Here is a 22,752-nt window from a genome sequence, read left to right as displayed (position 1 = left end):
GAGTCACGGACCTGAGATCGGGCTGGTCAGCTCTGTGGAAGACAGAAACCCCGTCAACCGCTGGCCCACCCGAGCCGGCACTCGGCGGTGGCCTTCATCGCGGCTCACTCCATGACTCGACCCCCTCAAAGGAGTCGAGCGGTCCCCTCGGCGAGGCCAAACGAGCATGATAGTCCGCAATTCACGACATTACCGGTAATTCAGACCTGACTGACCATGTCGGCAAACAAAGGACTGGCCGACTCTCAGGGATACGAGATTATTCGGCGAGGCATCCCCGGGTCGCACAGAGCCGCAGCGATGGCACTGACCTGCAAACTTTATGGAAATAGCCGATAGAAACCAAATGTATGCCATCGGGCAGGCTTTGCATTGTACCGATCTTTATTTGATCCTAAGGCCTCAACCATTGCCGTTATCTGACCGTCATCGACCCTTATACCTGTTCAGCCATTGGGTACTCTCTGAGCGGTCACATTCGGTAATCGCTGTTCAACGCAGTCCGCGCACGGACGGGCTGTTGCGGCGATTTACTACAGGGAGAATTCAGACATGATTCGCCGCCTTCTGGTCACTACGGCATGCATCGGCATTGCCTTCATCGCCCCTGCCGCCGCAGCCTCCGCCGAGACGTCAGGGCACGCAAAGCGCGCCACGGCCTCCGTTCAGGCCGACTGCTGCACCTGTGGCGTGGCGGTCGTCCCGACGCTGGTCCCCGTCGTCCGCCCCGTCTGCCCCACCGTCTACGGCTACGGCTACGGAACCGGCACGGGCTACGGCTACGGAGCCGGCTACGGAGCGGGCTACGGGTCCGGCGCGGGTTACGGGGCCGGCTACGGCGTCGGCTACGGAGCCGGCAGCGGCGGCGGCCACGGCCTGGGCCTGGGCGTGGGCGTCGGTGTGGGGCTTGGTCTCGGCCTCTGACCTGCCTAGCAGGAAGATAGGCGGCGCTCTCGCGGGCCCAACTCGTGGCAGCGCCGCCTTGCACCGGACCGGGGCCCGGTGAAGACCCTGATGTGCCCCGAGTTCCATGGAGTCGGCTTGTTTGACTCTTATGCCAGACGGGTGTGCGGGTAGAGCATCTCGTACTCGATCGGGGTGCACATCTGGAGGGCGGTGGAGCAGCTTGGTCTGCATCCGACCCCAGAGCGACTCGGTGATCGCGAAGTAATCGCCGATCGACCCCATGGAGAGAAACGGACCGGAGTCGCGGGCACGGCGGGTGAAGGCCAAGTGCGGCAGTTCGGCCTGAACCTGCGTCCGGACAAGCAGACCCGCTCGACTATGGGGCGGGAGAATCAAGTCGAGTCTCTTTCCCGCGGTGAGTTTCCAGGAAACCGCCACAAGGAAACCTCGTCGTGGCGGGATGGATCAACTACTACGGGCGCTACTACATGTCCAGGTTGATACGTTTCTTGGAGCAGTAGATCAACCCATTTCTGGCGAAGCGGGCCAGAGGAAGTTCAAAGGATGCCGTCGGGCTCCTCGTGAGGTACGCCAGAAGCTCGCCGAGATCGCCTCGGCCTATCCTGGCACCTTCGTCCAGTGGCGGCATGGAGCATTGCCTGCTGGTTCAACAACGGCAGCCGTGTAACGGGAGACTGTTACGCACGGTTCCGAGAGCGGCGGCGGGTGAGATTCCCGCCGCCGACTCATCTCATAGGGTTCGTCCCGGCTGCCCACCGAGGTGACTGCGCCGGCATTGACCAGGCGCTCGTTGGAGCGGATCGACAGATACTGACGCCTCGGTCTGAGTGTGTTTCTCCCGCCTGACGGGCACCGCCTATGGGTCTCGGCTATTCGCCACACGCGGCGCCGGCCAATGGGACCGGGTGATCGAGCTTCTAGGCGGACGACCCTGACAGCAACACGCCGCCATGGTCATCATGCGACCAGGCGGGTGCGCCCGCGTTACTCGGCGCTGCAGTTCTTCTGCGACTTGGGCTTGTCGTTGCCCTTGTCCGGAGTGATCACCGCGGGCGCCCGATCACTTGGCACGCCTTTGGATCAGCCCGGCCACGCCGTTCAGCGTTGAGCGCGGAAATCGACGACAGCACCATAGAACAGCATCCGAAGCCTCTGGGTGTGACGGCCATGATCGTGGGGATCAACTCTCCTACCAGGGGTTTCTCCGCGTTGTCAGGCGAACGCCCCACTCACGATCACGCTGTGACCAGCAGTCCGCCGTCATGGGAGTGAAAGAGGCTCAGTCCGCAGCCGGGTGGCTTCATGGATGGGGAATGGCCATCACGTGATCCCTCGTGATCACGAGTCCAGGGTCGAGGGTCGAAAGCAGTGATGGCCGCGAACAACAGCGTTGCCCGTGCGGGCCGGACTGCCGAGCAGATTGAGCACCTGGTGTCCGAGGCCGCCACTCCCGCTGGTCACCAGTCGGAATGCGTCCCACCGAAACTGAAGAGGTGTGTGCCGTCTGCGGCACACACCTCTTCAGTCATCTACCTTGTCAGCCACCGAGAGCGATCAATCGCTGCAAACGGGGTAGACCAACCCGACCCCCACCGCTCCTGTACACGGATACGCCGTGAGAACGGGGATCTGACTGGTGACGGTGGGGATCCCCGACGAACCGGGAGGACCCTGAGGACCCTCAGGACCGGGAGGACCAGCGGGACCGGCAGGACCCTCAGGACCCGGAAGACCCGGAAGACCCGGAGCACCCTCAGGACCGGCAGGACCGGCAGGACCCGGAAGACCCGGAGCACCCTCAGGACCGGCAGGACCGGCAGGACCGGCAGGACCCTCAGGACCCGGAAGGCCCGGAGCACCCTCAGGACCGGCAGGACCGGCAGGACCGGCAGGACCCTCAGGACCCGGAAGGCCCGGAGCACCCTCAGGACCGGCAGGACCAGCAGGACCGGCAGGACCCTCAGGACCCGGAAGACCCGGAAGACCCGGAGCACCCTCAGGACCGGGAGGACCGGCAGGACCGGCGGGACCCTCAGGACCCGGAAGACCCGGAGCACCCTCAGGACCGGGAGGACCAGCGGGACCGGCGGGACCCCGAAGACCGGGAGGGCCCTCAGGACCGGCGGGGCCTGCCGGGCCGGGGAGGCCGTCTAGCCCAGGTGGTCCCTGGGGACCCGCGGGTCCTGCTGGGCCGGGCGGACCCGCGGGTCCCGGCGGGCCCGCAGGACCCGGCGGCACCTTGCAGAGCGATTGGGGCACGTGAAGCCATGCGCACAGCGGGATCGTGCCGGGCTCGACGTGGACCGGCGGCGCAATCAATTGAATGCTCGGCGGCAGGCAGTAAACGGGAATGCATTCACGAGCAGCCGCGGATGGGGTCCGCACCGCTGCTCGAGAATATGTACTGCTCGTCGTATAGTCGGTGACCGTCTGGCCTGGCGACCAGGGGGTCTTTGCCTCGGCACCTGCCGCAGCAGGTGAGTAAACGAGAACGACCCCGGTGAGCGCGCCGCCCAGCAGGGTTCGTTTCATCAATGTAGCCACTCTTCATTCTGTTCTCAAGGGCTGGAAGAAAGCACTCCAATACGCGCCCCTTTGCCAGGATGAGGATGCCATTTAGTAAGCTTTTTTCGCCTGGCCCGACTCTCGACCCGGCGTCGCGGAGTTCTTGGTCCAACCCCACCTGAAAATTGCGGCCGAAGGTTTGTCATATCGATATTCGCGGCAAGTCGTCCTGATTGCGCGAATTAGAGGTCGCCCCGGAATGGCACGGCTTCCACTCCGGTACAGCCACCGAAGCGAAGCTTCCCGGTGCCGTCCTCCGGGCGATGGCGCGTGACCTACGCCGCTTGAAGCACGGCGCGGTCCAGCGTGCCGAGGAGCAAGTACAGGCGACCCACCTGTACGGCAGGCCGCCAAGCGGTCAACGGCTTGCAGGACGATGGTGCCCCGGGCGCTGCGAAGGTGCCCGGCCCCTTCGGCTTGCTCATCGAGTCACCCAGCACCGAATATGTGTCCAGTGCCGTCGGGCGTCCCCTCTGTCTTGGGCAAGAGAACCTGGCCGCCGCACTAACTCAGGTGCAATTCCGCCAGGAATATCCACACTTCTGATGACTGGCGCCGAGCAGTGGGCGGACACTCGGTGACCTTAGGGCCCTCTTCGGATAGCCACCATCTTTACTGTTTCCTGGCCTCGATAATGCCGTTGCCACCGATGGACTGGGGGTCGTCGAATGCGACGATCTCGGTAGGTCGACCGGCCTATCACGAGATATCCGCGAATCCACGGAATGGCCGGCGGATTCAGTGCGGGGTTCATCGGGGAACCAAGAAGGGTTCAGGGATTCATCATGATCCGAATCACGTTCGTCATCACGGCGGCTTTGGCGGGGCTGCCATTTTCTGCGTTGGCCGCGTCGGCTGACGCGACCCGTCTTACACCGGCCGAATCGGCGATGGCGTCAGCACCGTCGGCCGCGGCTTCGGCTCTCCGAGCCGCGTGCTCGCCGACCGGCTGCAGCGAAGTACTGTGTCCACCCGGCTACGTCTGCGTGTACCGGCCCAAGCAGTGCTTCACTCTGCCCTGCCCGCAGTATGAATGCGTCCGTGTCGGGGGCGGCTACCCCGTAGGCCCCCCGTACGTCTACCCGTACCCCCGGCCGGGCTGGCACCCCCCGGTCTACCCCCCTCTTCCAAAGCCGGTCCCTGTTCCCCATCCCCGGCCATGGCCATGGCCGGGCACGCAGATAGGGCCGAACGCGCCGACCGTGCGTGATCTACAGCAGCCACCCCAGCAGGCACCTGGCCAGGCGACCTTGAACAAGTCCACGGCTACCTGGACCGGAGCTCGTTAGCCTGCGGCTTTGTCCCTTGGTCACGTCGTGGATGTCTAGATCGTGGATAGTCGGCTCGTCGGCCAGCAGCAGGGCCGGACGGTTTGCTCCATCTTGAGGTCGTACACCTTCGGGCGCGCGGTCAGTGTGGTGGTCTTGGCGTCGTTTTCGAGGTCCGCCCACTGGCCGGCGGCGGCCGGCCCGGCCGGTAGTCCGCCAGACTGCCCACGTCCGGGCTGTTCCACAATCTCTCCTCCTTCGCCGTGGTCATGGTCAGAATGTCGCGGATGTGGGCCCGTCCAGGTAGGCCGACCTTCCTGGGCGGTTGCCCACCTCGCCCGCCTGCTGACCTCGCCCTGCCGACCGCTGTGGCCGCCTTGGAGCAGTCAACTCGTCCAGGGGACGGGCCTCCTGCGCTCAGGGGCCAGGAGTGAGCTCCGCCGCGGCCGGTTGTTTATAGCAGTCCTTATTGCGCCATTCAGACGCCCTTTAAGGGGAATCGTTTTGCGCGATTTATCGGAAAAGCCCGGCGGATTGAACTGTTGAGGTCGGCCGGAAAGGTAATTTGCGCCGGTTCCGCTGCTCCCGTTTTCGGTGGCTATTGACGCGAAGAATCACTTGGCTATCGTTGGACAGGTTAAGCCCATGACTGTCGGCAGATTCCCACGAGGAGGAACCGTGGCCGCGGTGAAACCCGAAATGCTCATCGACGACGAATTCACTGAGCTGGACCAGCTTGAGGTGATCGAATCCAGCGAACTCAAGCTCAGCGGGTCGTACCACTCCTACACCTACAAGGCGGCGGAGGACACCGGCGACCTGCCTGCCAGGGCCTGACGAGACTGCCGGCCGGGCAGATCGTGCCGTTTGGGCAGGAGGCAGGCGGCGAGGGTGTCGACGTCCTGCTCATTTTTCCGCCGCAGACCGAAGCCAGGTTCTTTCCCTATCTGAGCCTGCCCTATCTCAGCGGTCATCTACGGCGGCGAGGGCGGCGCGTCCACCAGGCCGATCTGAACATCGCCCTGCTGCACGACCTGCTGGGGCATCCGGAGCTGCTGGGCGACGTGGTGCGTGACCAGCCGGACAGCGGGGCGGGCGCCTGGTACCGACGGGCGATGGCCGACGTCGTCGCCGGATACGTAGACGAGCTCCGGGCCCACGTCCTGCGGAAGGAACCGCCAGGCGAACTGGGCCCGGCCCGTGCGGTCCGCCTCGCCCACCACGCGATCGAGCTGCTCGTACGCGACACCTTCCTCGTCCGGACATGGCGGGATCTGGCCCAGCTCGACGGTGCGGCGCAGCAGGCCGCTCTGCTGCCGCCCGCCGCGTCGGGGATGCCGATCGAGCGGCTGTACGGCATGGTCGAGGCGCTGCTGGTCCGGCATCGTCCGCGCGTGGTCGGCCTGTCCGTGGCGTTCTTCAGCCAGCTCGCGCCCGCGCTGCTCATCGCCGCCTGGGTCAGGCGGCTGCGTCCGGACGCCAAGATCTGCCTCGGCGGCCAGCAGGTGATGATCCGGCATGAGGAGCTCGCGCGGCTGCCCGGCGTCCGGGCCGCGGTGGACGCGCTGTGCTGGACCGCCGGCGAGCAGCCGCTCGAACGCTGGCTGGACGCGCTGGACGGCAACGCCCCGGAGGACGCGGTCCCCGGCATGATCTGGCTGCCCCGCGCCGCCCCCGCGCGCCGGTCCGAGCAGCCGGTCACGCTGCGCTTCCACGACCTCGGGCCGCCCGACTTCTCCGGGCTGCCGGTCCGGTCCTACCTCAACGAGACCATGGAGGTCGCGATCATCTCGTGCGTCGGCTGCTACTGGGGTCGATGCGCGTTCTGCTCGTACGGCAACAGGTCTCTCGCGCCGGGCGCCTACCAGCAGGGTACGGTGCGCCAGATCGCCGACGCCGTACAGGCGGTGGTCCGCGACACGGGCGCGGAGTTCGTGTCGATCTCCGATGAGAACACCAACCTGCGGCTGATCGTGAAGGCGATGCGCGAGGTGCGCGACCGCGGCGTCAAGGTGGGGTTCGGCGTACGGAGCAGGCTGGACGCGACCCTGGCCGATCCGGCGTTCTGCCGGAGCCTCGCCGAGGTCGGCTGCGAGCTGATGTCGGTGGGCTACGAGGGGACCTCCCAGCGGTTGCTCGATCTGATGGACAGGGGGGTGCGGGCGGCCGACTACCAGCGGATCGTGGAGAACGTCGCGTCAGTGGGCATCGTCCTGCGGTTCTCCGTGATGGGGTACGTCTTCGACGAGACGGACGCCGAGTTCGAGGAGTCCCTGCGGTTCCTCGCGGCGAACCAGGAGCGGATCGGCATCGACGCGCTGGAACTCATGGTGTCCGAGCCCGGCAGCAGGCTCGCGCGGGATCCGGACGGCTTCGGCCTCTCCCTGGACACCTCCGGTGCGCTCGCCGGCAATCCCGAGCTCAGCTACCTTTCCGGGCGGGTCGGCCATCCGCTGACCGTGCTCGACGGGCCGACCCGGGCGCAGGCGCTCGACCGTCTGGTGCGGGTCTTTCACACGGTCCGGCCCGGTAAGGCGACTGCGATCCTGCCGCGGCGGACCGCGTCCAGTGCCGGGTCGCGGGTGGCTGCGGTCCGCGCCGTCAAGCCGTATCCGTGGGTACGGACCGTGCCGGCGCGCGTCGACGTGGCCGGGTTCCCGGACGCGAAGGGCCGAGACACCGGCGCCGCGGCGAACGGGACGAAGGACGCTGGCGGGGACGGTCGGATCGTGCTTGCCGACCTGGTCTGGGAGCGGTTCTACGCGCTGCCGCGGCGTGACGTCGAGCAGCGCGCCGACGGCCTGCTCGAGGCGCGCACCGCCCACGGGCGCCGGTTGCTGGCCAGCCTGGTCGAGGTGACGGCGGGCACGGACCAGACGGGCGCGGTGCGTTGGGAGGCGCCTGCCGTCGCAGGTGGCGAAGCCGTCAGGAGGCCGACATGACGACCGACATCACGACAGGGACCAGGCAGGCGGTCGCGGCGGGCAGGGCCGGCGCGGCCAGGCTGGGGTTCGGGCTGCTCATGGACATGCCGTGGGGCGGAGGGGCGCTGGGGCGGCGAGGTGTCGGGTTCGTGGAGACGGACGACGGCGGGGACATCACGCCACGGGTACGCGCCTTCGCCGAGCGCCACGGCGCCGACTTCGCGTACGCGGCCTTCGCCTACCAGCCACGCTCACGCGCGACCCCCCGGGTGGCCGACTACGTACGCGCCTACGATCGCTTCTTCGAGGCGCTGCCCGCCGGGCTCGACCGGGCCTTCCACCAGACCGAGTTCAACATGGGCACGCCCGAGCCCTACGACCGGCGGCCCGCGGCCGAGTACACCAACGAGCTCGCGGCCCGCTACGGGTTCCGCTGGGTGGTCGAGGACCTCGGCATCTGGAACCTCCGCGGCTGCCCGCTGCCGTACCCGCTGCCGCCGCCGCTGACCGAACCGGGCCTGGAGATCGCCACGCGGAACGTGGCCGAGACGGCCGGCCTCCTGGAGCTGCCGCTGCACGTCGAATTCCCCGGCTTCACCGAAGGCGGGTCGTTCGTTCTGGGGCACCTCGATGCGTTCGCGTACTTCACCCGGCTGGCCGACGACGCCGACGTACAGGTGACTCTCGATGTGGGTCACCTGCTCAGCTACCAGTGGCTGCGCGGGCGTACCGGCCGCCACATGGTCGACGACATCGAGGCGCTGCCGCTCGGGCGCTGCCGTGAGCTGCACCTGTCCGGCTGTCAGATCGTGAAGGGCAAGTTCCGCGACCTGCACCACGGAGTCCTGCTGGACGAGCAGCTCGAACTCACCGAGTACCTGCTGCCGCGCTGTCCGAACCTGCTTGGCGTGACCTATGAGGACCCGATGTTCCGCGACGACGGTCGGCTTGTCGAGAAGTCGCGGCGAAACTACGGCCGGCTGAAGACGCTGGTCGCCGCGTGGCGGGACGGGACAGCAGGGCAGGACGTGGCAGCGCGGCAGGACGGGGCGGCGCGGTGAGCACCCCGGTCGTGCGGTCCCTCGACGGTGAGCAGCTCGCCGACCTGATCATGCGGCTGCTGCTCGACGGACGGCTGCGGGAGCGCCTCGCCACCGAAGGCGCCGCGGCTGTGGCCGTGGACGCCGGTGAGCTGGAGTGCCTGGAGACGATCGACCTCGACGAGCTCGACGCCGCGGCGCGCCGGTTCCGCTCGAACATCTGGCGGCTCGGCACCGGCGGCAGCCTCGCCTCCACGTTCCCGCGCAGCGTGTCGCTGTTCGCGGCGGTCGGCGTCGGCGAGGCGGAGTTGCTCGACGGCTTCCTCGGGTCGCCGTGTTTCGCCAGGTTCCGGCTGATTCCGTACTCGGGGGTCGGGGTGTCGGTGGAGGAGGCGTTCGCGTCGTTCCTGCGCGATCTGGCCGAGCCGCGGCCCGTCGCCGCGATCCTGCGGGAGACCGTGGACCACGAGCTGATGATCGCCCTGTTCACGGCGCTGGCCTGCGAGCAGCCGCTGTCGTTCGTCATCGAGAGCGAGGGGATCGTCGAGACGGATCGCGGTCATGCCGCCCTCCGCCGGTACGCGCCGGCCGCCCTCGCTTCCTGGGGCGAGGCCGCGGCGGGCGACGGCGCCGTACCGTACGCGTACTTCGCCACGCCCGCCGGCGTCACCCGCGGCGTGGTGTCCGAGCGCGTGGCCGCGGCGTTCGCGGCCATCCCGACGGCCGAGAGCGACGCGGCGCGGCGCGCGCTGTCCCGGCGTGGCCTGTGGTGACCCGGTACGACCTGAAGATGAGGGGCAAGACCCATGCACATCGTGTTGGTGGACATGCCGTGGTCGTCGATCGACGCACCGTCGCTCTCGCTCGGCGTGCTCAAGCGCCGGGTCCTCGACGTGTTCCCCGATGACGACGTCGATGTCATACACGCCAACCTCGACTACATCGACTGGGTGCACGCCCATGTCGGTTTCACGTTCGAGGAGTACGACACCTTCGTGAGCTCCTACTTCTCCGGCCACAGCGAGTGGATCTTCTCGGCGGCGCTGAACGAACGGCCCCGGTGGAAGGTGGCGGAGTACGCCGAGTTCCTCGGCGGCAGCGTGCCGGAGCGGATGCTCGCCAAGGCGACGGAACTCCACGAGCTCGCGCCGCTGTTCATCGAGGAGACCGCCGACCGGATCACGGCCATGAAGCCGGACGTGGTCGGGTTCACCGCCACCTTCGCCCAGAACGCCGCAGCCCTCGCGGCGGCCCGCGAGGTCAAGAAGCGGGCGCCGGACGCCGTCACGGTATTCGGCGGCCCGAACTGCGAAGGACCGCAGGGCGCGGCGATGCACCGGAACTTCCCGTACGTCGATTTCATCGTGCGCGGCGAGGGCGAGCTGGTCTTCCCGCAACTGCTAAGCGCGATCCGCGCCGGCAGCGGAGCCGGCGGGGATGTCAGCGGGATCGCCGGTCTGTGCTGGCGCGGGCCGCACGGCGAGTCCGTCACGAACCCGGTGGAAGCCCGGCCGCTGCCGCCGGAAGCGCTGGTCCCGCCCGACTTCGGGGACTACTTCGACCAGCACGCGAGGTCCGTCGCGGGCACCTGGGTGGAACCGCGGCTCACCGTGGAGGGCTCGCGCGGCTGCTGGTGGGGCGAGAAGCACCACTGTACGTTCTGCGGGCTGAACGGCTCGCTCATGCAGTTCCGCAGCAAGGACCCCGGCCGGTTCGTCGACGAGATCCTCACCCTCGTCGAACGGCATCGGGTCCTCGACGTGTGGGTGACCGACAACATCCTCGACATGACCTACCTGTCCTCGATGGCCCCGCGCCTCCAGGAATCCGGCTACGACCTGCGGATCGGCTACGAGATCAAGTCGAACCTGCGCCGGGACCAGTTGGAGACCCTGCGCGCGGCCGGGATCGACTACGTGCAGCCGGGGGTGGAGAACCTCAGCAGCCGGGTGCTCACCTTGATGGACAAGGGCGTGAGCGGCTGCCTGAACGTCCGGCTGCTGCGCGACTCGGAGACCGTCGGCATCAACCTGAACTGGAACTACCTCTACGGCTTCCCTGGCGAGTCCGAGGCCGACTACGACAGCGTGATCGACCAGGTGCCCGCCCTGCATCACCTGATGCCGCCGTCGAACGCCACCCGGATCAAGGTCGAGCGCTTCAGCCCGTACTTCGACCGGCCCGAGCTGGGTTTCGGTGAGCTCCATCCGGCCGCGCAGTACCGGCACATCTACGACCTGCCCGAATCCGAGCTCGCCGACCTCGTCTACGTCTTCGACTCGCCGCGCCGCGGCATCGACGCGGGCTGCCTCGACCGCCTGCGCGGGGCCGTCGCCGACTGGAAGGACGCCTACTCGCGGAGCCGCCTGACCCACTGCGACCTGGGCGACCACATCGTCCTCGTCGACACCCGGCCGGGCTTCTCCTGGCACCTGCTCGACCTCACCGAACCGCTGGAGGTGACGGTGTTCCGCCTGCTCGACACGCCGCACAGCCCGGCGGGGCTCACGCGCAAAGCCGCGGCCCGGCACGACGGCGTGACCGAGGACCTGATCGACGCGCTGCTCGCCCGCTGGCGCGCGCTCGGGCTGATCTTCTGTGACGCGGGTCAGGCGGTCCACGTCGCGCCGGCCGTCGCCAACCAGGACCTGATGCGGCTCGACGGCGAGAATCTCAGCCGCGGCGAGCCGCTCGTACCGGCGCTCGCGGCCATGGCGGTTCCAGTAGGGATGCCGCGATGAGCGAGCCACTGGCGTGCGTCCCACTGACGCTGTGGAAGGACCGCGACCCGGCGGCCATGCGGGTCCCGGGCATGTACGCGGGCCGCGTGGACGTCACCGGTGACCCCGTCGCGACCGTGTCGCGGGTGGCCGAAGACGGCGTCCAGCTCGCCCAACTGGACGACACGGTCGACCTGGACGACGCGGACGGCGCCGCGGCGGTGGCCGCTCTCACCGTCATCCGTGAGCTGACCAGCCACGGCATCGCGGTCGACTGGACCGTCCGCATGCCGGCCGATCCGGCGGGCTGGCGGCCGCTCAGCCACCTCCACCCGCCGGCGGCCGTGTACGCGGGCTCCGCCGGGGACGGCATCGCGGCCGAGTGGCGGGACTCCTTCCACATCGCGAAGTGCGGCTACCGGCTCGGTCCCGGCTTCATCGAGATCCGCGACCGCCGGACGGGCTCGTTCAAGCGCCTGGTCATTCGCAATCCGCACCGCGAGGAGGCGATCGCGCCGCTGCTGCGCGGCGTGCGGGCGACGACCCTCTCGCCGGCGGTGACGGAGCGCTACCTGCGGGCGGACCTGCTGCATCAGGTGGGCGGGTTCGTGTGGTGGACGCCGTACCGGATAAGGCGCTGGCCGCTCAGCTCAACGATTCCTTGACGATTGCCGCGCCGTCGCCGTACCGGGCGCTGTCCCGCTCGAACATGTCCAGCCACCGTTCGGTGATCTCGCCCGACTGGCGTTTGATACCGGGTTCCGGCAGGGAGTCGGGCGGGTCGACGCCCAGGTATCGCAGGCAGCCGAGGACGGTTTCCGGATAGTCGGCGAGCATGTCCTCGTAGAAGATGATGTGCGGGACGAGTTCGTGGCGGTCGAAATACTGCTGCCATACCCTCGTCTCGCCGTCGAGGTGTTGCAGGTGGCGGCGGATCTCGGCGTAGTCATACTGGGGCTCGGAGAGTGCCCGGCTGGTGGACAGATAGATTCCGTCCACGATCCAGATGCCGGTCTGTCTCGCCAGGACGTACGAGATGGCCTGCCGGAGCCGGTCCCTGCGCCGCAGCCAGATGTAGCGGGGCGACATGAGGAGTTCGTCCAGGTCGACTTCGAGTCCCTGTAGGTGCTCGCCGTGTACCTTGATGCCGAAAACTCCGTTCGGGCTGGTCCGGCAGGTCATTAATTTGGCGATATAGCCTTTCACCAAGCCGGCCGGATCGGCGGTGTCGAATCCCCAGCGCTCGAAGTAGTCGAGGACGTGGGTGTCCGTGAGATATCCGTCGGCGAAACCGGCCCGCCCGGTGTGCCAGAGCGTGCGGACGAGCATATTGCTGCCGGATCGTGGTGCCGCGGCCAGGACGTAGCGAATCGGCGGCAGCCCGGCGAACGGCGGAAAGTCGAATTCGCGGCTGTTGGTCCGAAAGAAAGGCGCCACCATCCATACCTACCACCGCACCAGGCGATCAGACAGAACCCGTCAGGCGTCGTCGCCCGGTGCGGCGTCGCCCGGTGCGCCGTCGTAGGGGGCGGCATCGTGGCGAGCGGCGAAGGACAGCGCGATGGCGCGGGCCAGCTTGCGGCACCTGCGTTCGACGTCGCGGTCGATCCCGAGCGCCCGTAAGTGGTGCATGTGCATGAAGGACTCCACCACCGCTGATTCGCTCAGGTGTGGGGCGTCGGCGGCGAGCCGGTCCATATAGGCGGCCATGGCTCGCCGCCGGTCCTGCCATGCGGCGACGATCCGCGGGCCGCCTTGGATGGCCCGTAACGCCGCCCGGTCCTCACTCAGGTCCGCCAAGCCGACCGCCTGGCGGACGACCGCGCGGTCGTTCGCGGGAGCGGGCCCGCTCGGGGGATGCTCGATCTGCCAGCGCGCCCCCGCTGCCTGGTCTTTCGCCAGGGCGGCCGTGAGATCGACCAGGCTCGCGGCGGTGAGCGCGTGCGGGTGTACCTGGCGAGCCGCGGACAGGGCCGCGAGCTGGGCGACCACGGCGGCGGAGTCAGCAGCGAAGGCGGCCTCCGCGGCGGCCAGCACCTCTCCCGATCCGTACCGTGCGGTCTCCGGGTGGTACGTGTCCAGGACCAGGTCCCCGACGAGGCCACGGCCGCGCAGGTCGGCGGCCCACGCCCCGACCCGGGCGGCGGCCGGACCGTAGTCGTGGCGGCCGGCGAGATGCAGGCGCAACCGCAGGTGCGGGCGAGGGTCGCGGTAGCGCACGAACCACCACATCGGCGGCTCGTCCCAGGTCTCCAGCAGCTCGGGCAGGTGCTTGGTGAGGATCGTGTCGACCACGCCGGGATGCCCGTACAGCTTGGCGAACAGAACGCGCGCCCCCGGCAGGACCCCGTCCTCGCACCCGACCAGGTGCAGCGCTCCCGGCAGGATCCCGTCCTCACGCCTGACCAGCGACAGCGGCCCCGGTACGGTCACGGCGGCGGGTGCGCGGGCGGCCTGCGTGGTGGCGGCCAGTGAGATGACGATCTCGTGCGCGCGGCGGCCGAACCAGCCGTGGTCGGCGGGTCCCGCCGCCTCCGACACGACGGCGGCCTCACCGGCGCCGTCCAGGTGGGCGCGCAGCAGCGCCAGGCTCATGGGCTCGTCCAGATCCAGCCGCAGGCGGCGGTCCTCCGTACCCACGGACACAGTGGTGGGCAGCCGCAGGCGGGCACGCAGGTCTGTCATGGCCCGCGCCCAATCCGGCCACGCGGTGTCCGGCCCGGGCAGGGCTTCAGCGGGGATGCGCCACCGCGCGGGAGCGAGCACGCTGCGGCCGTAGCGGACCCGCGGCAGGAACGGCAGGCACGCCGCCGCTCCCCAGGAGAACGGCGACACCACGGCGCCCCGAGCACGCGGGATCTCGAACAGCAGGCGCGCGATCGGCGGCATGGCCCGCCGGGCGACCGCACTGGTCAGCACCGGCTCCACCACCTGCCGCCGGGACCGCGACAGCAGGTACATCCGGTCGTTGTCCGCGGTGACCGCCAGATCCCGCCAGGGGATCCGCCCGGGCGAGTCGGCGCGGTGCTCGGCCAAAGTGATCAGCTCCGGCAGCAGGAGTGGGGTGCGGGCGACTTCCTGGGTACGGGCGTTCCGGGCCGGGAACGACAACTGCACCGGCACGGCACCGTCCACCGAAACCGGCAGCCGATCGTACAAACCGGCCATCCGCCGCCGATCCCCATCCGGCAGCATGTCGACGAACCGGCCGCTCAGGCAGGCCGCCGTGCCGTCGACGGCGAGCACCGTCATGCTGAAGGCGCCGGTGGCCAGCGCGCCGGCGGTGGATGCGCACACCTCGGCCACCAGTTCCATGTACGGGAGCGGTCGCGCGCGGTTCTCGATCGCGGCGTCGTCCATACCGTCCGCGGCCAGGCTCTCGATCGTGGCGTCGTCCAGTACGATCTCCCGCGCACCGTCCAGGGCCGCCTGCTGCGCCAGCGCCAGCAGCCGCTGATCCCTGCGCGACAGGGGCTCGGCCGGCTGCCGTGGCTCCCCGTAGTGCGCGGGGAACCCGAGCCCCGCCGTGTCGTCGACGAGCTGCTCGACCGGGACGACAGCGCCGGCTCCGTACCGGTCCAGGAACCTGACGTGGTACTCCCGCCAGGCCGGGTGCCCTGCCGGATGCGGCGTCAGCCTCAGGAGCGCCCCGGCGGCGGACTCGGCCTCGGCCGCCACCTCCGGCGGCAGTACCACGGTGCCGTCCAGTCGCAGGTCCACCTTGAGTGGCTGGACGACCTCGACCGGCAGCGCGGCTCGCATCCGATCGGCGACCGCTCGCCTGGCCCGCACGGCGGCCTCGCCGGTCGCGTGGTCGGCCGCTCGCAGCCCCTCGTGGATCGCGCGCAGCTCCCGGACCAGCGGGGTGACCTCACCGAACGCGTCCGCCGCCACGTCTCCCAGCCGGTCCAGTACATACGCGAGCCCGTCGGGGCTGGTCGAGGGGGGACGCAGGCTGGTGATCAGCGCCCCGCACGTGACCAGCTCCGCGACCATCACCTCGATCGCCGGAACCCTGGCACCGGGGAACGCGGCGGCCAGCCCGTCGATCAACTCCCCGATCTGAATGGGCCCCTGGGCCAGGTCCATGACCGTCCGGACTGCCGGGCCGTGCCGCACCGACACCTCCGACAGCTCGCTGCGAGCCGGGTCGCCGGCGTGCGGCTGCCAGGGCACCACCAGCCGCTCCCCGCGTACGAACGCGAGATCGTTCACCACAACAGGCAGGCGACGCCGCAGCTCCGGGCCCGATTCCAGCCGGGCGATCACCGCAGCCAGCCACACACCGTCCGCCGTCGTCCTCGTTCGCGGGACGCCGGTCCAGCCCATCAGCGCCGCGCCAGTGTGCGGAACGTCGCTCGCCAACGTCGCGCCAGGGTGCGGGACGGCGGTCCGGCCTGTCTGTGTTGTGTTGAAACGGAGTGGGGTCACGCCGGCGAATGTCCCGAAAGGCGTGGCGCGGGCGCGCATCCGTACCAGGTACCGGGCCAGTGACAGCGCCATGCGCCGGAGGCGGCCGGCGCGGGGGCGGCGGCCTGTGCACACTGCCTCGATCTGGGACGCCAGGGCAGGGCTGGCCATGGAGACGGCCGCCGCCACGGAATCTCGCGCCCAGACCTGGGCGAGCCACTCGCGCCACCGTTCGGCGCCGGCCTCGCCGTCCTGTTCGGGCCATGGGGGGAGATCCGGTTCGCCCGGGTGCGCGGTGGCGCGGATCAGTGCCGCGTCAAGGTGCCGGTACGGCTGCGAACGCTGCGCATTCACCCTGATGCCTCCCACGTCCAGCAGGCTGACGGCGGCGTCCGGGACGGCTCGGCAGGGCCGCCATCCCGAGTGTCGCACGTGCCCCGTTCTGTCCCGCAAGACGATCACCACACACAGGGGGAGTCAGACAAAGCGGCGAGGTCGTCTTCGTCATGCTCCGCGGAAGCACGGCGGACAGGTCGTCGGGGACGGGCATGGGCTGGGTGCCGACGCGGGGCGGCCGGTGTTGCCCTTGCGGTAGCGGCCCCGCGTCGAACTGGGGCGGCGACGATGATGCGGATCACCTGCCCGAACGCTTCGCGGTGATCGCGCTGGCGGACGGCGAGGGTGAACGTACTGGGGGCGGAGACGACTCGGCAGGGGCGGACGAATCTTTCTCCGGGTTATTTCGGGGTGGAGGAGCAGCGGATCGGTAGGGGTGCGCGTTTATAGACCATGGATAGTGAAATTTTGCGGCTGGCGAAGTCGGCTCCGCCAGTCGCATCCCCTGATGCTGAGCTGGTCGCCTTCTATCGCCAGCATCGGCTCAGTCTTGTGCGGTTCGCGGTGCTGCTCGTCGGCGACCAAGAGACTGCTGAAGACGTGGTGCAGGACGTGTTCGCTCGGCTTCATAGCATGTGGCGGCCGGGGGTCACGACGATTGCTTATGTCAGGACGTGCGTGCTCAATGGTTCCCGGTCGGTCCTTCGCCGCCGGGCGGTCGCGCTGCGGCGGGTCGAGCCGGTCGCCGGCCTGGCCGACTCGGCGGAGACCGCCGCGCTGATCGGGGAGTCGCGGCGGGAGGTGCTGCGCGCACTGGCCCGCCTGCCCCGGCGCCAGCGGGAGGCCCTGGTGATGCGCCACTACCTCGACCTGTCCGACGCTGAGATCGCCGAGGCCATGCGCGTCAGGCAGAGCACCGTCAGGTCCATGACCGCCCGAGCCCTGGCCCGGCTCCTTCGCGAACTGGAAGACAACGCATGAACAGCATTGAAGAGCGGCTCCGCGACGCCATGGCGGCTCGCGCGGAGATTGTCGGGGACGATGACCGTCCGTTGCCAGCCCCGCGGCCCCGCCGCAGCTCCGGAGGCGGCCTGGTCAGGGTCGCCGCCGCCACCCTGACCGTCGCCGTGACGGCCCTCGCAGTCGCAGGCCTCGCCACCTCCTTCTTGGAGCCGCAGGAGAACATCGTCGCCATGTCACTGAGCGGCGCGGTGTCGGCTGAAGGGCCCGAGGTCGCGGTCTTCCTCTGCAAGGCCGGCGACTCCTTTGCGAGCTGCGCGGGCGGCGAGATCACCACGACAGAACGGAAGAATCTCCAGCAGGCGCTGGAGGCCTGGCCTGAGGTGGAGAGCGTCCGGTTTGAGGGCCGGCAGCAGGCCTGGGAGAACTTCCGTCGCCAGTACGAGGACAACCCCGAACTCCTGAAGGCGACAACTCCCACGGACATGCCCGAGTCCTTCCGCGCCAGGATCAGGGCGGGTGCGGACTCTTCGGCCGTGGCCCAGGCCGCGAGTGAACTGCCCGGCGTGGCCATGAGCGTCGACCAGGCTTGCCTCATCGACAACGGCCCGCCCTGGGGGTTCGTCAAGAGGCTCCTGGGAACGGGCGAGCAGTGCTCCTTCACGGGCAAGGGGCGGTGACCCGCGTCAGCTGAGGCCTGCCGAAACCCTGGATCTCGGCGACGGCCTAGCGAGCGTCGAACTCCTCCAGGGCCTCCCGCGCCGCCGATCGGTTCGCCTTGTCGGCCGGCAGAGCGGAGGGCGCGGCGGGCCAGGTCGGCGGCAAGGAGCCCGGCCTGGATCACCGCCGCGTAGCCTCCCGATGCCCACGTCGCCACCGTGGGTGGCTCAGATTTCCTTGACGAAGACGATGGCGTCGGACTGGTCGATGGTGGCCGGGTCGAGGGCGAAGTAGGTGTGGTCGGCCGGAACGCGGGGCGTTGGCTTCCGGTCTAGGGCCGCCGCTAGGCCGCCGGGATCGATGACGGCGCGGGCGTCGGGGAGAGTCGACAGGAGCCCTTCGAGGGTGTCGGGATGGGGTACGTCGGAGCCGCGGGTGCCGAAGGTGGTGGCGGCGAAGGCGTACTGGTCGCCGAGGCGGGTGCCGACGATCGCCCCGGCGCTCCACCACTCCAGCGTCCGGCCCCCCAGTGGGCCCCAGCCCTCCGGAAGCAGCCAGCGGCTCTTGTCCTTCTGCAGGTGGCGGTTGTGGGCGAAGGCGAGGGTGGGTCCGCGCCGGGCCTCGCGGTCGATGATGGCGTCGAGGTTGTCGGCCATCATCGCATCGCGCAGGCGCATGAGCGTGCCGACGCGGGTGGGCGCGGTGTCGGCTATGCCGGCGTGGTAGCGCAGGAGCCCGGCGGCGGTGCGGGCGTGCAGGTCGGCGCGCCACAGGTCGTCGGGGGAGGTGGTGGCCGTCAGGTGGGGGGCGTGCGCGGTGAGTAGCGTACGCAGGTCGTCGGTGATCAGGCGCAGTTCCTTGGCCTCGGGGGTGCGGCCGACGGACTGGGTGGGATCCGTTGTCGCGGCCGGGTTGGTCCAGCGCTGGTCGGGGCCGAGCAGCTCGTCGAGGGTCTCGCGGCTCCAGGGCAGGTCAAGGTGGGCGGCGAGGTAGTCGTGCAGTGCGGTCAGGGCTGGACGGGGGCCGGCGGGGCCGCTGATCTCCAGGGGGCCGTCGAAACCGTAGAAGTGGAGCCGCTCGTACGGAGGACGCTGCTCGTTGTAGGCACGCATCCAGCGCAGGAGCTCGCGGTTGGCGGATGAGGCGCCGGAGCCGTGGCTGAACCCCTGGCTCATCGCGTTGTCGAGGGTTCCGATGCCGTCGGTGACGTACGCGTCGGCGGCCAGGGCCGCCAGGCAGTCGCTCTCCATGGTGATCGAGCGGTAGCCCTCGTGTTCGACGAGGTGGCGGAAGAGCTCGTTGCGCAGATCGAGGAAGGCTTCGACGCCGTGGGTGGGCTCGCCGAGGCCGAGCAGGCGGGTGGCGGGGGGCAGGAGCGCGGTGAGGGCGCCGCTGGTGAAGGGATGGGCGGCGTCCTGGATCGAGGTCGTCATTCCTTTGACTGTATCGTTGAACCTTCTGTGTAAACTTTGGCGGCATTTCCGGCTGTTGACGAGGACGTACCTTCAAAATGCGGTTGCGACCCATCGATCTGGCGCGTGAGCACGGCCTGTCCACGCAGGCGGTGCGCAACTATGAGGAGGCGGGGATCCTACCGCCGGCCGAGCGGTCGCCGCACGGCTACCGCGCCTATGCTCCGCGCCATGCGGCGGCGTTGCGGACGTTCCTGGCGTTGATCCCCGCGCACGGCCACGCGACCGCGGGGGCGATCATGCGGGCCGTGAACGGCGGCGCGGTCGAGGAGGCGCTGCGGCTGATCGACGAGAGCCACGCGCAGTTGGCCGGCGACCGGCACACGCTGGAGGCCGTGGAACGGGCGCTACGCGACCTGGCGTCGCCGCGCGACCGGGAGTCGCCGCGTGAGCTGAAGCCACCGCGTGACCAGGAGTCGCTGCGCGGCCTGGCGTCGGCGCGTGAGCCGGCGTCGGGTGTGACGTTTATCGGGCCGCTGGCGCGCAGGCTCGGCATTCGGCCGGCGACGTTGCGCAAATGGGAGCGGGCCGGGCTGATCGTGCCCCGGCGCGACCCGCGCACCGGCTACCGCGTCTACACCTCGGCCGACGAGCGTGACGTACTGCTGGCCCACCAGTTGCGGCGGGGCGGGCACGGGCTGGAGCAGATCGCGCGGGTGCTGGAGCGGGTGCGGGCGGCGGGCGGGCCGGAGCCGCTGCAGGCGACGATGCGGGAGTGGCGCGACCGGCTGACGACGCGGGGCCTGGCGATGCTGACGGGCGCGGGCGCGCTCGACACCTATCTGGGGACGCCATAGCGCCCTGACGGCGAGGCCACAGCTAACCCAGCCAGGATCGAAAATCTGTAGCGGTCAGGGTAGACATTCGTGGATGTGGGCGCTAATGTTTCTGACATCGCAAGGAACGAATCCACACGGGCATGAGAAACCAGCAACACGACGCACTGCCCGGATGAGCTGGATGGAAGCAGAAGGTGATGGCAGAAGGTCGGACGTGACGGGGCCAGCGCAGTGGTAAGGGGCCCTGACCGTGGACGCGCTGCCATAGGTGAAGTAGGAAGAGCAAGTTCGCTTGAGAGAAGGGAGTGTTGAACGCCATCGGGATCGCCCGTTGCCGGCTGATTTTCGCGCCGCTCGGGCACCGCAGTTCCACAGATCGGAAGGTGGTCTACGGTCAAGAATCCGCGATCCCCGCATCGGCGCCGTCATATACGGCTGATACGGACGACAGAAGGTCGGCCACATGGCCGATAGATGGTGTTGAACCTCTTCGGGGCCCCGGCGCAAGACGCGCCGGGGCCCCCTGTGCGCATGTCGGAAGGTATTTATGGATCAAAGTCACCCAGAAGGCAACGACGCCACGCTCGCTCAAAGCAAGGCCGAAGACAGATTCGGCGATGAGGACTATCCCGCCTACAGCATGGGCGCGGCCGCGGAGATGCTCGGCGTCACCCCCGCGTTCCTGCGCGCACTGGGCGTCGCCAAACTGATCGAGCCGCGACGCTCCGGCGGCGGACACCGTCGATACTCCCGCTACCAGCTCCGTCTGGCAGCCAGGGCCCGGGAACTCGTCGACCAGGGCACCGCCCTGGACGCTGCCTGCCGCATTGTCATCTTGGAAGACCAACTCGCCGAAGCGCTGCGGATCAACAGTTCCCGAGAGCGTCCGGCCGAAGGTTGACGCCTTCAACGTCGTCAATCGTGTGGCCTGATCCCGCAAGCGCCGATCAGGCCCTCGCGAGGTCGGCAGGTGACCCTATGCGGTCTCACGGTTGTTCAGGCGCTGGAGGTATCCGGTGATGTGGTCGCGGGCGGCGGTGACGGCGCGAGCGGCGTGGCTGTCGATGTCCTGGGGCGGGCGGGTGCCTTTCACGAGCAGGGTGGCGTAGCCGTGCGTGGTGGACAAGTGGACGTACACGAAGTCGGCGGTGTCGGCCCAGGAGACGTCGGCGGGCAGGACGGCTGAGCCCAGATCCATGAGAGCGCCCGTGAGGCGGCGGCTCTGCTCCTGGACGGTCGGGTGGTGGGGGCCGCTGAATTCGTACGAGTAGATGAGATCGATGCCGGCGCGATGCTCCAGGACATAGCGCGTGTAGGCGCCCGCGGTGGCGGCGAGCCGGTCGAGCGGGTCGGGTCCCGCCTGCTCGGCCGCCGCGGCGAGCAGGTCGGTGATGTCGGCGAGGATGGCGGCCGCGCAGGCGGCCAGCAGAGCCTCACGATCGGGAAAGTGGCGGTACGGCGCGGCCGACGACACGCCCGCGCGGACGGCGACCTTGGCCACCGAGAAACCCGCGACGCCCGTCTCGGCCAGGAGGGCTATGCCCTCGCGGATCAACCCGGCACGCAGGTCGCCGTGATGGTAGCCGCGTCGCGGTGTCGTGGGACTGCTCACGGCGAACGATTCTCCCCTCTTCTCGATGTTAGAGTGCTCTTACTTTATGTAAGTGCGCTCTAACATGCGGAGAAAGAGCAGGTCGAGCACCATGCAGCAGCGAAATCTCGGACAGCAGGGCCTGACCGCGTCAGCGCTGGGATACGGCGCGATGGGCATCTCCCTGGCGTATGGGCCCTCGGACAAGCAGGAGGGGGCCGCGACGGTCCGCCGGGCCCACGAGCTGGGTGTGACGTTCTTCGACACGGCCGAGCTGTACGGACAGGGGGAGAACGAGCGGATCGTCGGGGCCGCGCTCGCACCCGTACGGGACGAGGTGGTCATCGCGACCAAGTTCGGGTTCGACTTCACCGGCACCCGGCAGGGCGGTGTCGACAGCCGTCCCGAGCACATCCGCGAGGTCGTCGACAACAGCCTGCGCTACCTCGGCGTCGACGTCATCGATGTGCTCTACCAGCACCGCGTCGACCCCGACGTGCCGATCGAGGACGTGGCCGGGACGGTCAAGGAGTTCATCGAGGCCGGCAAGGTCCGTTACTTCGGCCTGAGCGAGGCGGGCGAGAACACCATCCGCCGCGCGCACGCCGTACAACCCGTGTCGGTGCTGCAGACCGAGTTCAGTCTGTTCGAGCGGGAGGTCGAGATCCTCTTCCCCGTCCTGCGCGAGCTCGGGATCGGGTTCGTCCCCTACTCGCCGCTCGGCCGAGGCTTCCTCACCGGCCAGGCCAAGCCCGGCGCCGAGTACGACTCCAGCGACATGCGCACCTGGGACGCCCGCTTCCAGCCCGGCAACTACGAGAAGAACGTGGCGGCCACCCGCCGGCTCGCCGACCTGGCCGCCACCAAGGACGCCACCGTCGCCCAGCTCGCCCTGGCCTGGCTCCTCGCCCAGGGTGACGACATCGTCCCCATCCCCGGCACCCGCGACCCCAAGCGCCTGGAAGAGAACGTCGGCGCCGCCGACCTCACCCTCGACGACGCCGATCTGAAGCGCATCGCCGACATCCTCCCGGCCGGCGGCTTCGGCGCCCGCTACCCCGCGGAGTACCTCCCGACCTGGGACTGACCACCCACGATCT

General features: G+C 69.1%; 19 protein-coding genes and 1 pseudogene. 13 read left to right on the top strand and 7 right to left on the bottom strand.

Features of this window, described 5'->3' with window-relative positions; all coding sequences use genetic code 11:
• Nucleotides 1-552 precede the first annotated feature (552 nt).
• Nucleotides 553-924 (top strand): hypothetical protein, encoded by a 372-nt coding sequence (locus KLK06_RS12195; RefSeq protein ID WP_214635457.1) that lies wholly within the window; start codon nt 553-555, stop codon nt 922-924.
• 434 nt (nt 925-1,358) lie between these two features.
• Nucleotides 1,359-1,427, top strand: coding sequence for a hypothetical protein (locus KLK06_RS63035; protein WP_214635538.1), 69 nt, complete (start codon nt 1,359-1,361; stop codon nt 1,425-1,427).
• 1,029 nt (nt 1,428-2,456) lie between these two features.
• On the opposite strand, the gene KLK06_RS12185 is transcribed toward KLK06_RS63035, so the two are convergent.
• Nucleotides 2,457-2,984, bottom strand: a complete 528-nt coding sequence (locus tag KLK06_RS12185; RefSeq protein ID WP_214635456.1) for a hypothetical protein — start codon at nt 2,982-2,984, stop codon at nt 2,457-2,459.
• Nucleotides 2,985-4,816: 1,832 nt separating this feature from the next.
• A complete protein-coding gene (locus tag KLK06_RS12180) occupies nt 4,817-5,005 on the bottom strand; it encodes a hypothetical protein (protein ID WP_214635455.1) in 189 nt (62 codons plus the stop codon).
• 433 nt (nt 5,006-5,438) lie between these two features.
• On the opposite strand from KLK06_RS12180, the gene KLK06_RS12175 reads away from it, so the two are divergent.
• Genes KLK06_RS12175 through KLK06_RS12150 form a run of 6 tightly spaced genes read left to right on the top strand, consistent with a single transcriptional unit; the run spans nt 5,439 to nt 12,109 of the window.
• Nucleotides 5,439-5,597 (top strand): hypothetical protein, encoded by a 159-nt coding sequence (locus tag KLK06_RS12175; protein WP_214635454.1) that lies wholly within the window; start codon nt 5,439-5,441, stop codon nt 5,595-5,597.
• Nucleotides 5,598-5,620: 23 nt separating this feature from the next.
• Nucleotides 5,621-7,702, top strand: a complete 2,082-nt coding sequence (locus tag KLK06_RS62270) for a radical SAM protein (protein WP_214635453.1) — start codon at nt 5,621-5,623, stop codon at nt 7,700-7,702.
• Nucleotides 7,699-8,745 (top strand): DUF692 family multinuclear iron-containing protein, encoded by a 1,047-nt coding sequence (locus KLK06_RS12165; protein ID WP_214635452.1) that lies wholly within the window; start codon nt 7,699-7,701, stop codon nt 8,743-8,745. The genes KLK06_RS62270 and KLK06_RS12165 overlap by 4 nt, the downstream gene beginning before the upstream one ends.
• A complete protein-coding gene (locus tag KLK06_RS12160; RefSeq protein ID WP_214635451.1) occupies nt 8,742-9,497 on the top strand; it encodes a hypothetical protein in 756 nt (251 codons plus the stop codon). Before KLK06_RS12165 ends, KLK06_RS12160 begins: the two co-directional genes overlap by 4 nt.
• Nucleotides 9,498-9,530: 33 nt before the next feature.
• Entirely contained in the window at nt 9,531-11,465 is a 1,935-nt protein-coding gene (locus KLK06_RS12155; protein ID WP_214635450.1) for a RiPP maturation radical SAM C-methyltransferase, read from the top strand.
• On the top strand, nt 11,462-12,109 hold the full coding sequence (locus KLK06_RS12150; RefSeq protein ID WP_214635449.1) for a DUF5825 family protein: 648 nt from the start codon (nt 11,462-11,464) through the stop codon (nt 12,107-12,109). The genes KLK06_RS12155 and KLK06_RS12150 overlap by 4 nt, the downstream gene beginning before the upstream one ends.
• Here the strand turns inward: KLK06_RS12150 and KLK06_RS12145 are convergent.
• The 3 genes and pseudogenes from KLK06_RS12145 to KLK06_RS63030 all read right to left on the bottom strand — a co-directional run.
• On the bottom strand, nt 12,090-12,884 hold the full coding sequence (locus KLK06_RS12145; RefSeq protein ID WP_214635448.1) for a Stf0 family sulfotransferase: 795 nt from the start codon (nt 12,882-12,884) through the stop codon (nt 12,090-12,092). The genes KLK06_RS12150 and KLK06_RS12145 overlap by 20 nt on opposite strands.
• 39 nt (nt 12,885-12,923) lie before the next feature.
• Nucleotides 12,924-16,208: a lantibiotic dehydratase gene (locus KLK06_RS12140; RefSeq protein ID WP_214635447.1), complete on the bottom strand. Its 3,285-nt coding sequence runs from the start codon at nt 16,206-16,208 to the stop codon at nt 12,924-12,926.
• Nucleotides 16,209-16,312: 104 nt separating this feature from the next.
• Nucleotides 16,313-16,507: pseudogene (locus tag KLK06_RS63030) on the bottom strand (hypothetical protein); the annotation flags it as partial.
• A gap of 136 nt (nt 16,508-16,643) precedes the next feature.
• On the opposite strand from KLK06_RS63030, the gene KLK06_RS12130 reads away from it, so the two are divergent.
• Nucleotides 16,644-17,171, top strand: coding sequence for an RNA polymerase sigma factor (locus KLK06_RS12130; RefSeq protein WP_214635446.1), 528 nt, complete (start codon nt 16,644-16,646; stop codon nt 17,169-17,171).
• Nucleotides 17,168-17,830, top strand: a complete 663-nt coding sequence (locus tag KLK06_RS12125; RefSeq protein ID WP_214635445.1) for a permease-like cell division protein FtsX — start codon at nt 17,168-17,170, stop codon at nt 17,828-17,830. Before KLK06_RS12130 ends, KLK06_RS12125 begins: the two co-directional genes overlap by 4 nt.
• A gap of 207 nt (nt 17,831-18,037) precedes the next feature.
• Here the strand turns inward: KLK06_RS12125 and KLK06_RS12120 are convergent, their stop codons facing one another.
• Complete coding sequence (locus KLK06_RS12120) at nt 18,038-19,243, bottom strand: erythromycin esterase family protein (RefSeq protein ID WP_214635444.1); 1,206 nt, start codon at nt 19,241-19,243, stop codon at nt 18,038-18,040.
• 77 nt (nt 19,244-19,320) lie between these two features.
• On the opposite strand from KLK06_RS12120, the gene KLK06_RS12115 reads away from it, so the two are divergent.
• A complete protein-coding gene (locus KLK06_RS12115) occupies nt 19,321-20,079 on the top strand; it encodes a TioE family transcriptional regulator (protein ID WP_214635443.1) in 759 nt (252 codons plus the stop codon).
• A gap of 529 nt (nt 20,080-20,608) precedes the next feature.
• Complete coding sequence (locus KLK06_RS12110) at nt 20,609-20,962, top strand: helix-turn-helix domain-containing protein (RefSeq protein ID WP_214635442.1); 354 nt, start codon at nt 20,609-20,611, stop codon at nt 20,960-20,962.
• 75 nt (nt 20,963-21,037) lie between these two features.
• Here KLK06_RS12110 and KLK06_RS12105 read toward each other — a convergent pair whose 3' ends face one another.
• The gene (locus KLK06_RS12105) at nt 21,038-21,673 is read right to left on the bottom strand and encodes a TetR/AcrR family transcriptional regulator (RefSeq protein WP_214635441.1); all 636 of its coding nucleotides are present in this window, start codon (nt 21,671-21,673) and stop codon (nt 21,038-21,040) included.
• A 91-nt stretch (nt 21,674-21,764) separates the two neighbouring features.
• Here KLK06_RS12105 and KLK06_RS12100 point away from each other — a divergent pair, with 91 nt between their 5' ends.
• Nucleotides 21,765-22,739, top strand: coding sequence for an aldo/keto reductase (locus KLK06_RS12100; protein WP_214635440.1), 975 nt, complete (start codon nt 21,765-21,767; stop codon nt 22,737-22,739).
• The last annotated feature ends 13 nt before the right edge of the window (nt 22,740-22,752 follow it).

Source organism: Nonomuraea sp. NEAU-A123, from assembly GCF_018603905.1.
Lineage (GTDB): Bacteria > Actinomycetota > Actinomycetes > Streptosporangiales > Streptosporangiaceae > Nonomuraea.
The sequence above is the reverse complement of the archived record's forward strand: the minus strand, read 5'-3'. Positions and strand labels throughout refer to the sequence as shown.

What these genes read in the sequence shown, in the direction of transcription:
- KLK06_RS12195 (WP_214635457.1), top strand. Translation starts at nt 553, where the DNA reads ATGATTCGCCGCCTTCTGGTCACTACGGCATGCATCGGCATTGCCTTC.
- KLK06_RS12165 (WP_214635452.1), top strand. Translation starts at nt 7,699, where the DNA reads ATGACGACCGACATCACGACAGGGACCAGGCAGGCGGTCGCGGCGGGC.
- KLK06_RS12155 (WP_214635450.1), top strand. Translation starts at nt 9,531, where the DNA reads ATGCACATCGTGTTGGTGGACATGCCGTGGTCGTCGATCGACGCACCG.
- KLK06_RS12150 (WP_214635449.1), top strand. Translation starts at nt 11,462, where the DNA reads ATGAGCGAGCCACTGGCGTGCGTCCCACTGACGCTGTGGAAGGACCGC.
- KLK06_RS12145 (WP_214635448.1), bottom strand. Translation starts at nt 12,884, where the DNA reads ATGGTGGCGCCTTTCTTTCGGACCAACAGCCGCGAATTCGACTTTCCG.
- KLK06_RS12130 (WP_214635446.1), top strand. Translation starts at nt 16,644, where the DNA reads ATGGATAGTGAAATTTTGCGGCTGGCGAAGTCGGCTCCGCCAGTCGCA.
- KLK06_RS12125 (WP_214635445.1), top strand. Translation starts at nt 17,168, where the DNA reads ATGAACAGCATTGAAGAGCGGCTCCGCGACGCCATGGCGGCTCGCGCG.
- KLK06_RS12120 (WP_214635444.1), bottom strand. Translation starts at nt 19,243, where the DNA reads ATGACGACCTCGATCCAGGACGCCGCCCATCCCTTCACCAGCGGCGCC.
- KLK06_RS12115 (WP_214635443.1), top strand. Translation starts at nt 19,321, where the DNA reads ATGCGGTTGCGACCCATCGATCTGGCGCGTGAGCACGGCCTGTCCACG.
- KLK06_RS12110 (WP_214635442.1), top strand. Translation starts at nt 20,609, where the DNA reads ATGGATCAAAGTCACCCAGAAGGCAACGACGCCACGCTCGCTCAAAGC.
- KLK06_RS12100 (WP_214635440.1), top strand. Translation starts at nt 21,765, where the DNA reads ATGCAGCAGCGAAATCTCGGACAGCAGGGCCTGACCGCGTCAGCGCTG.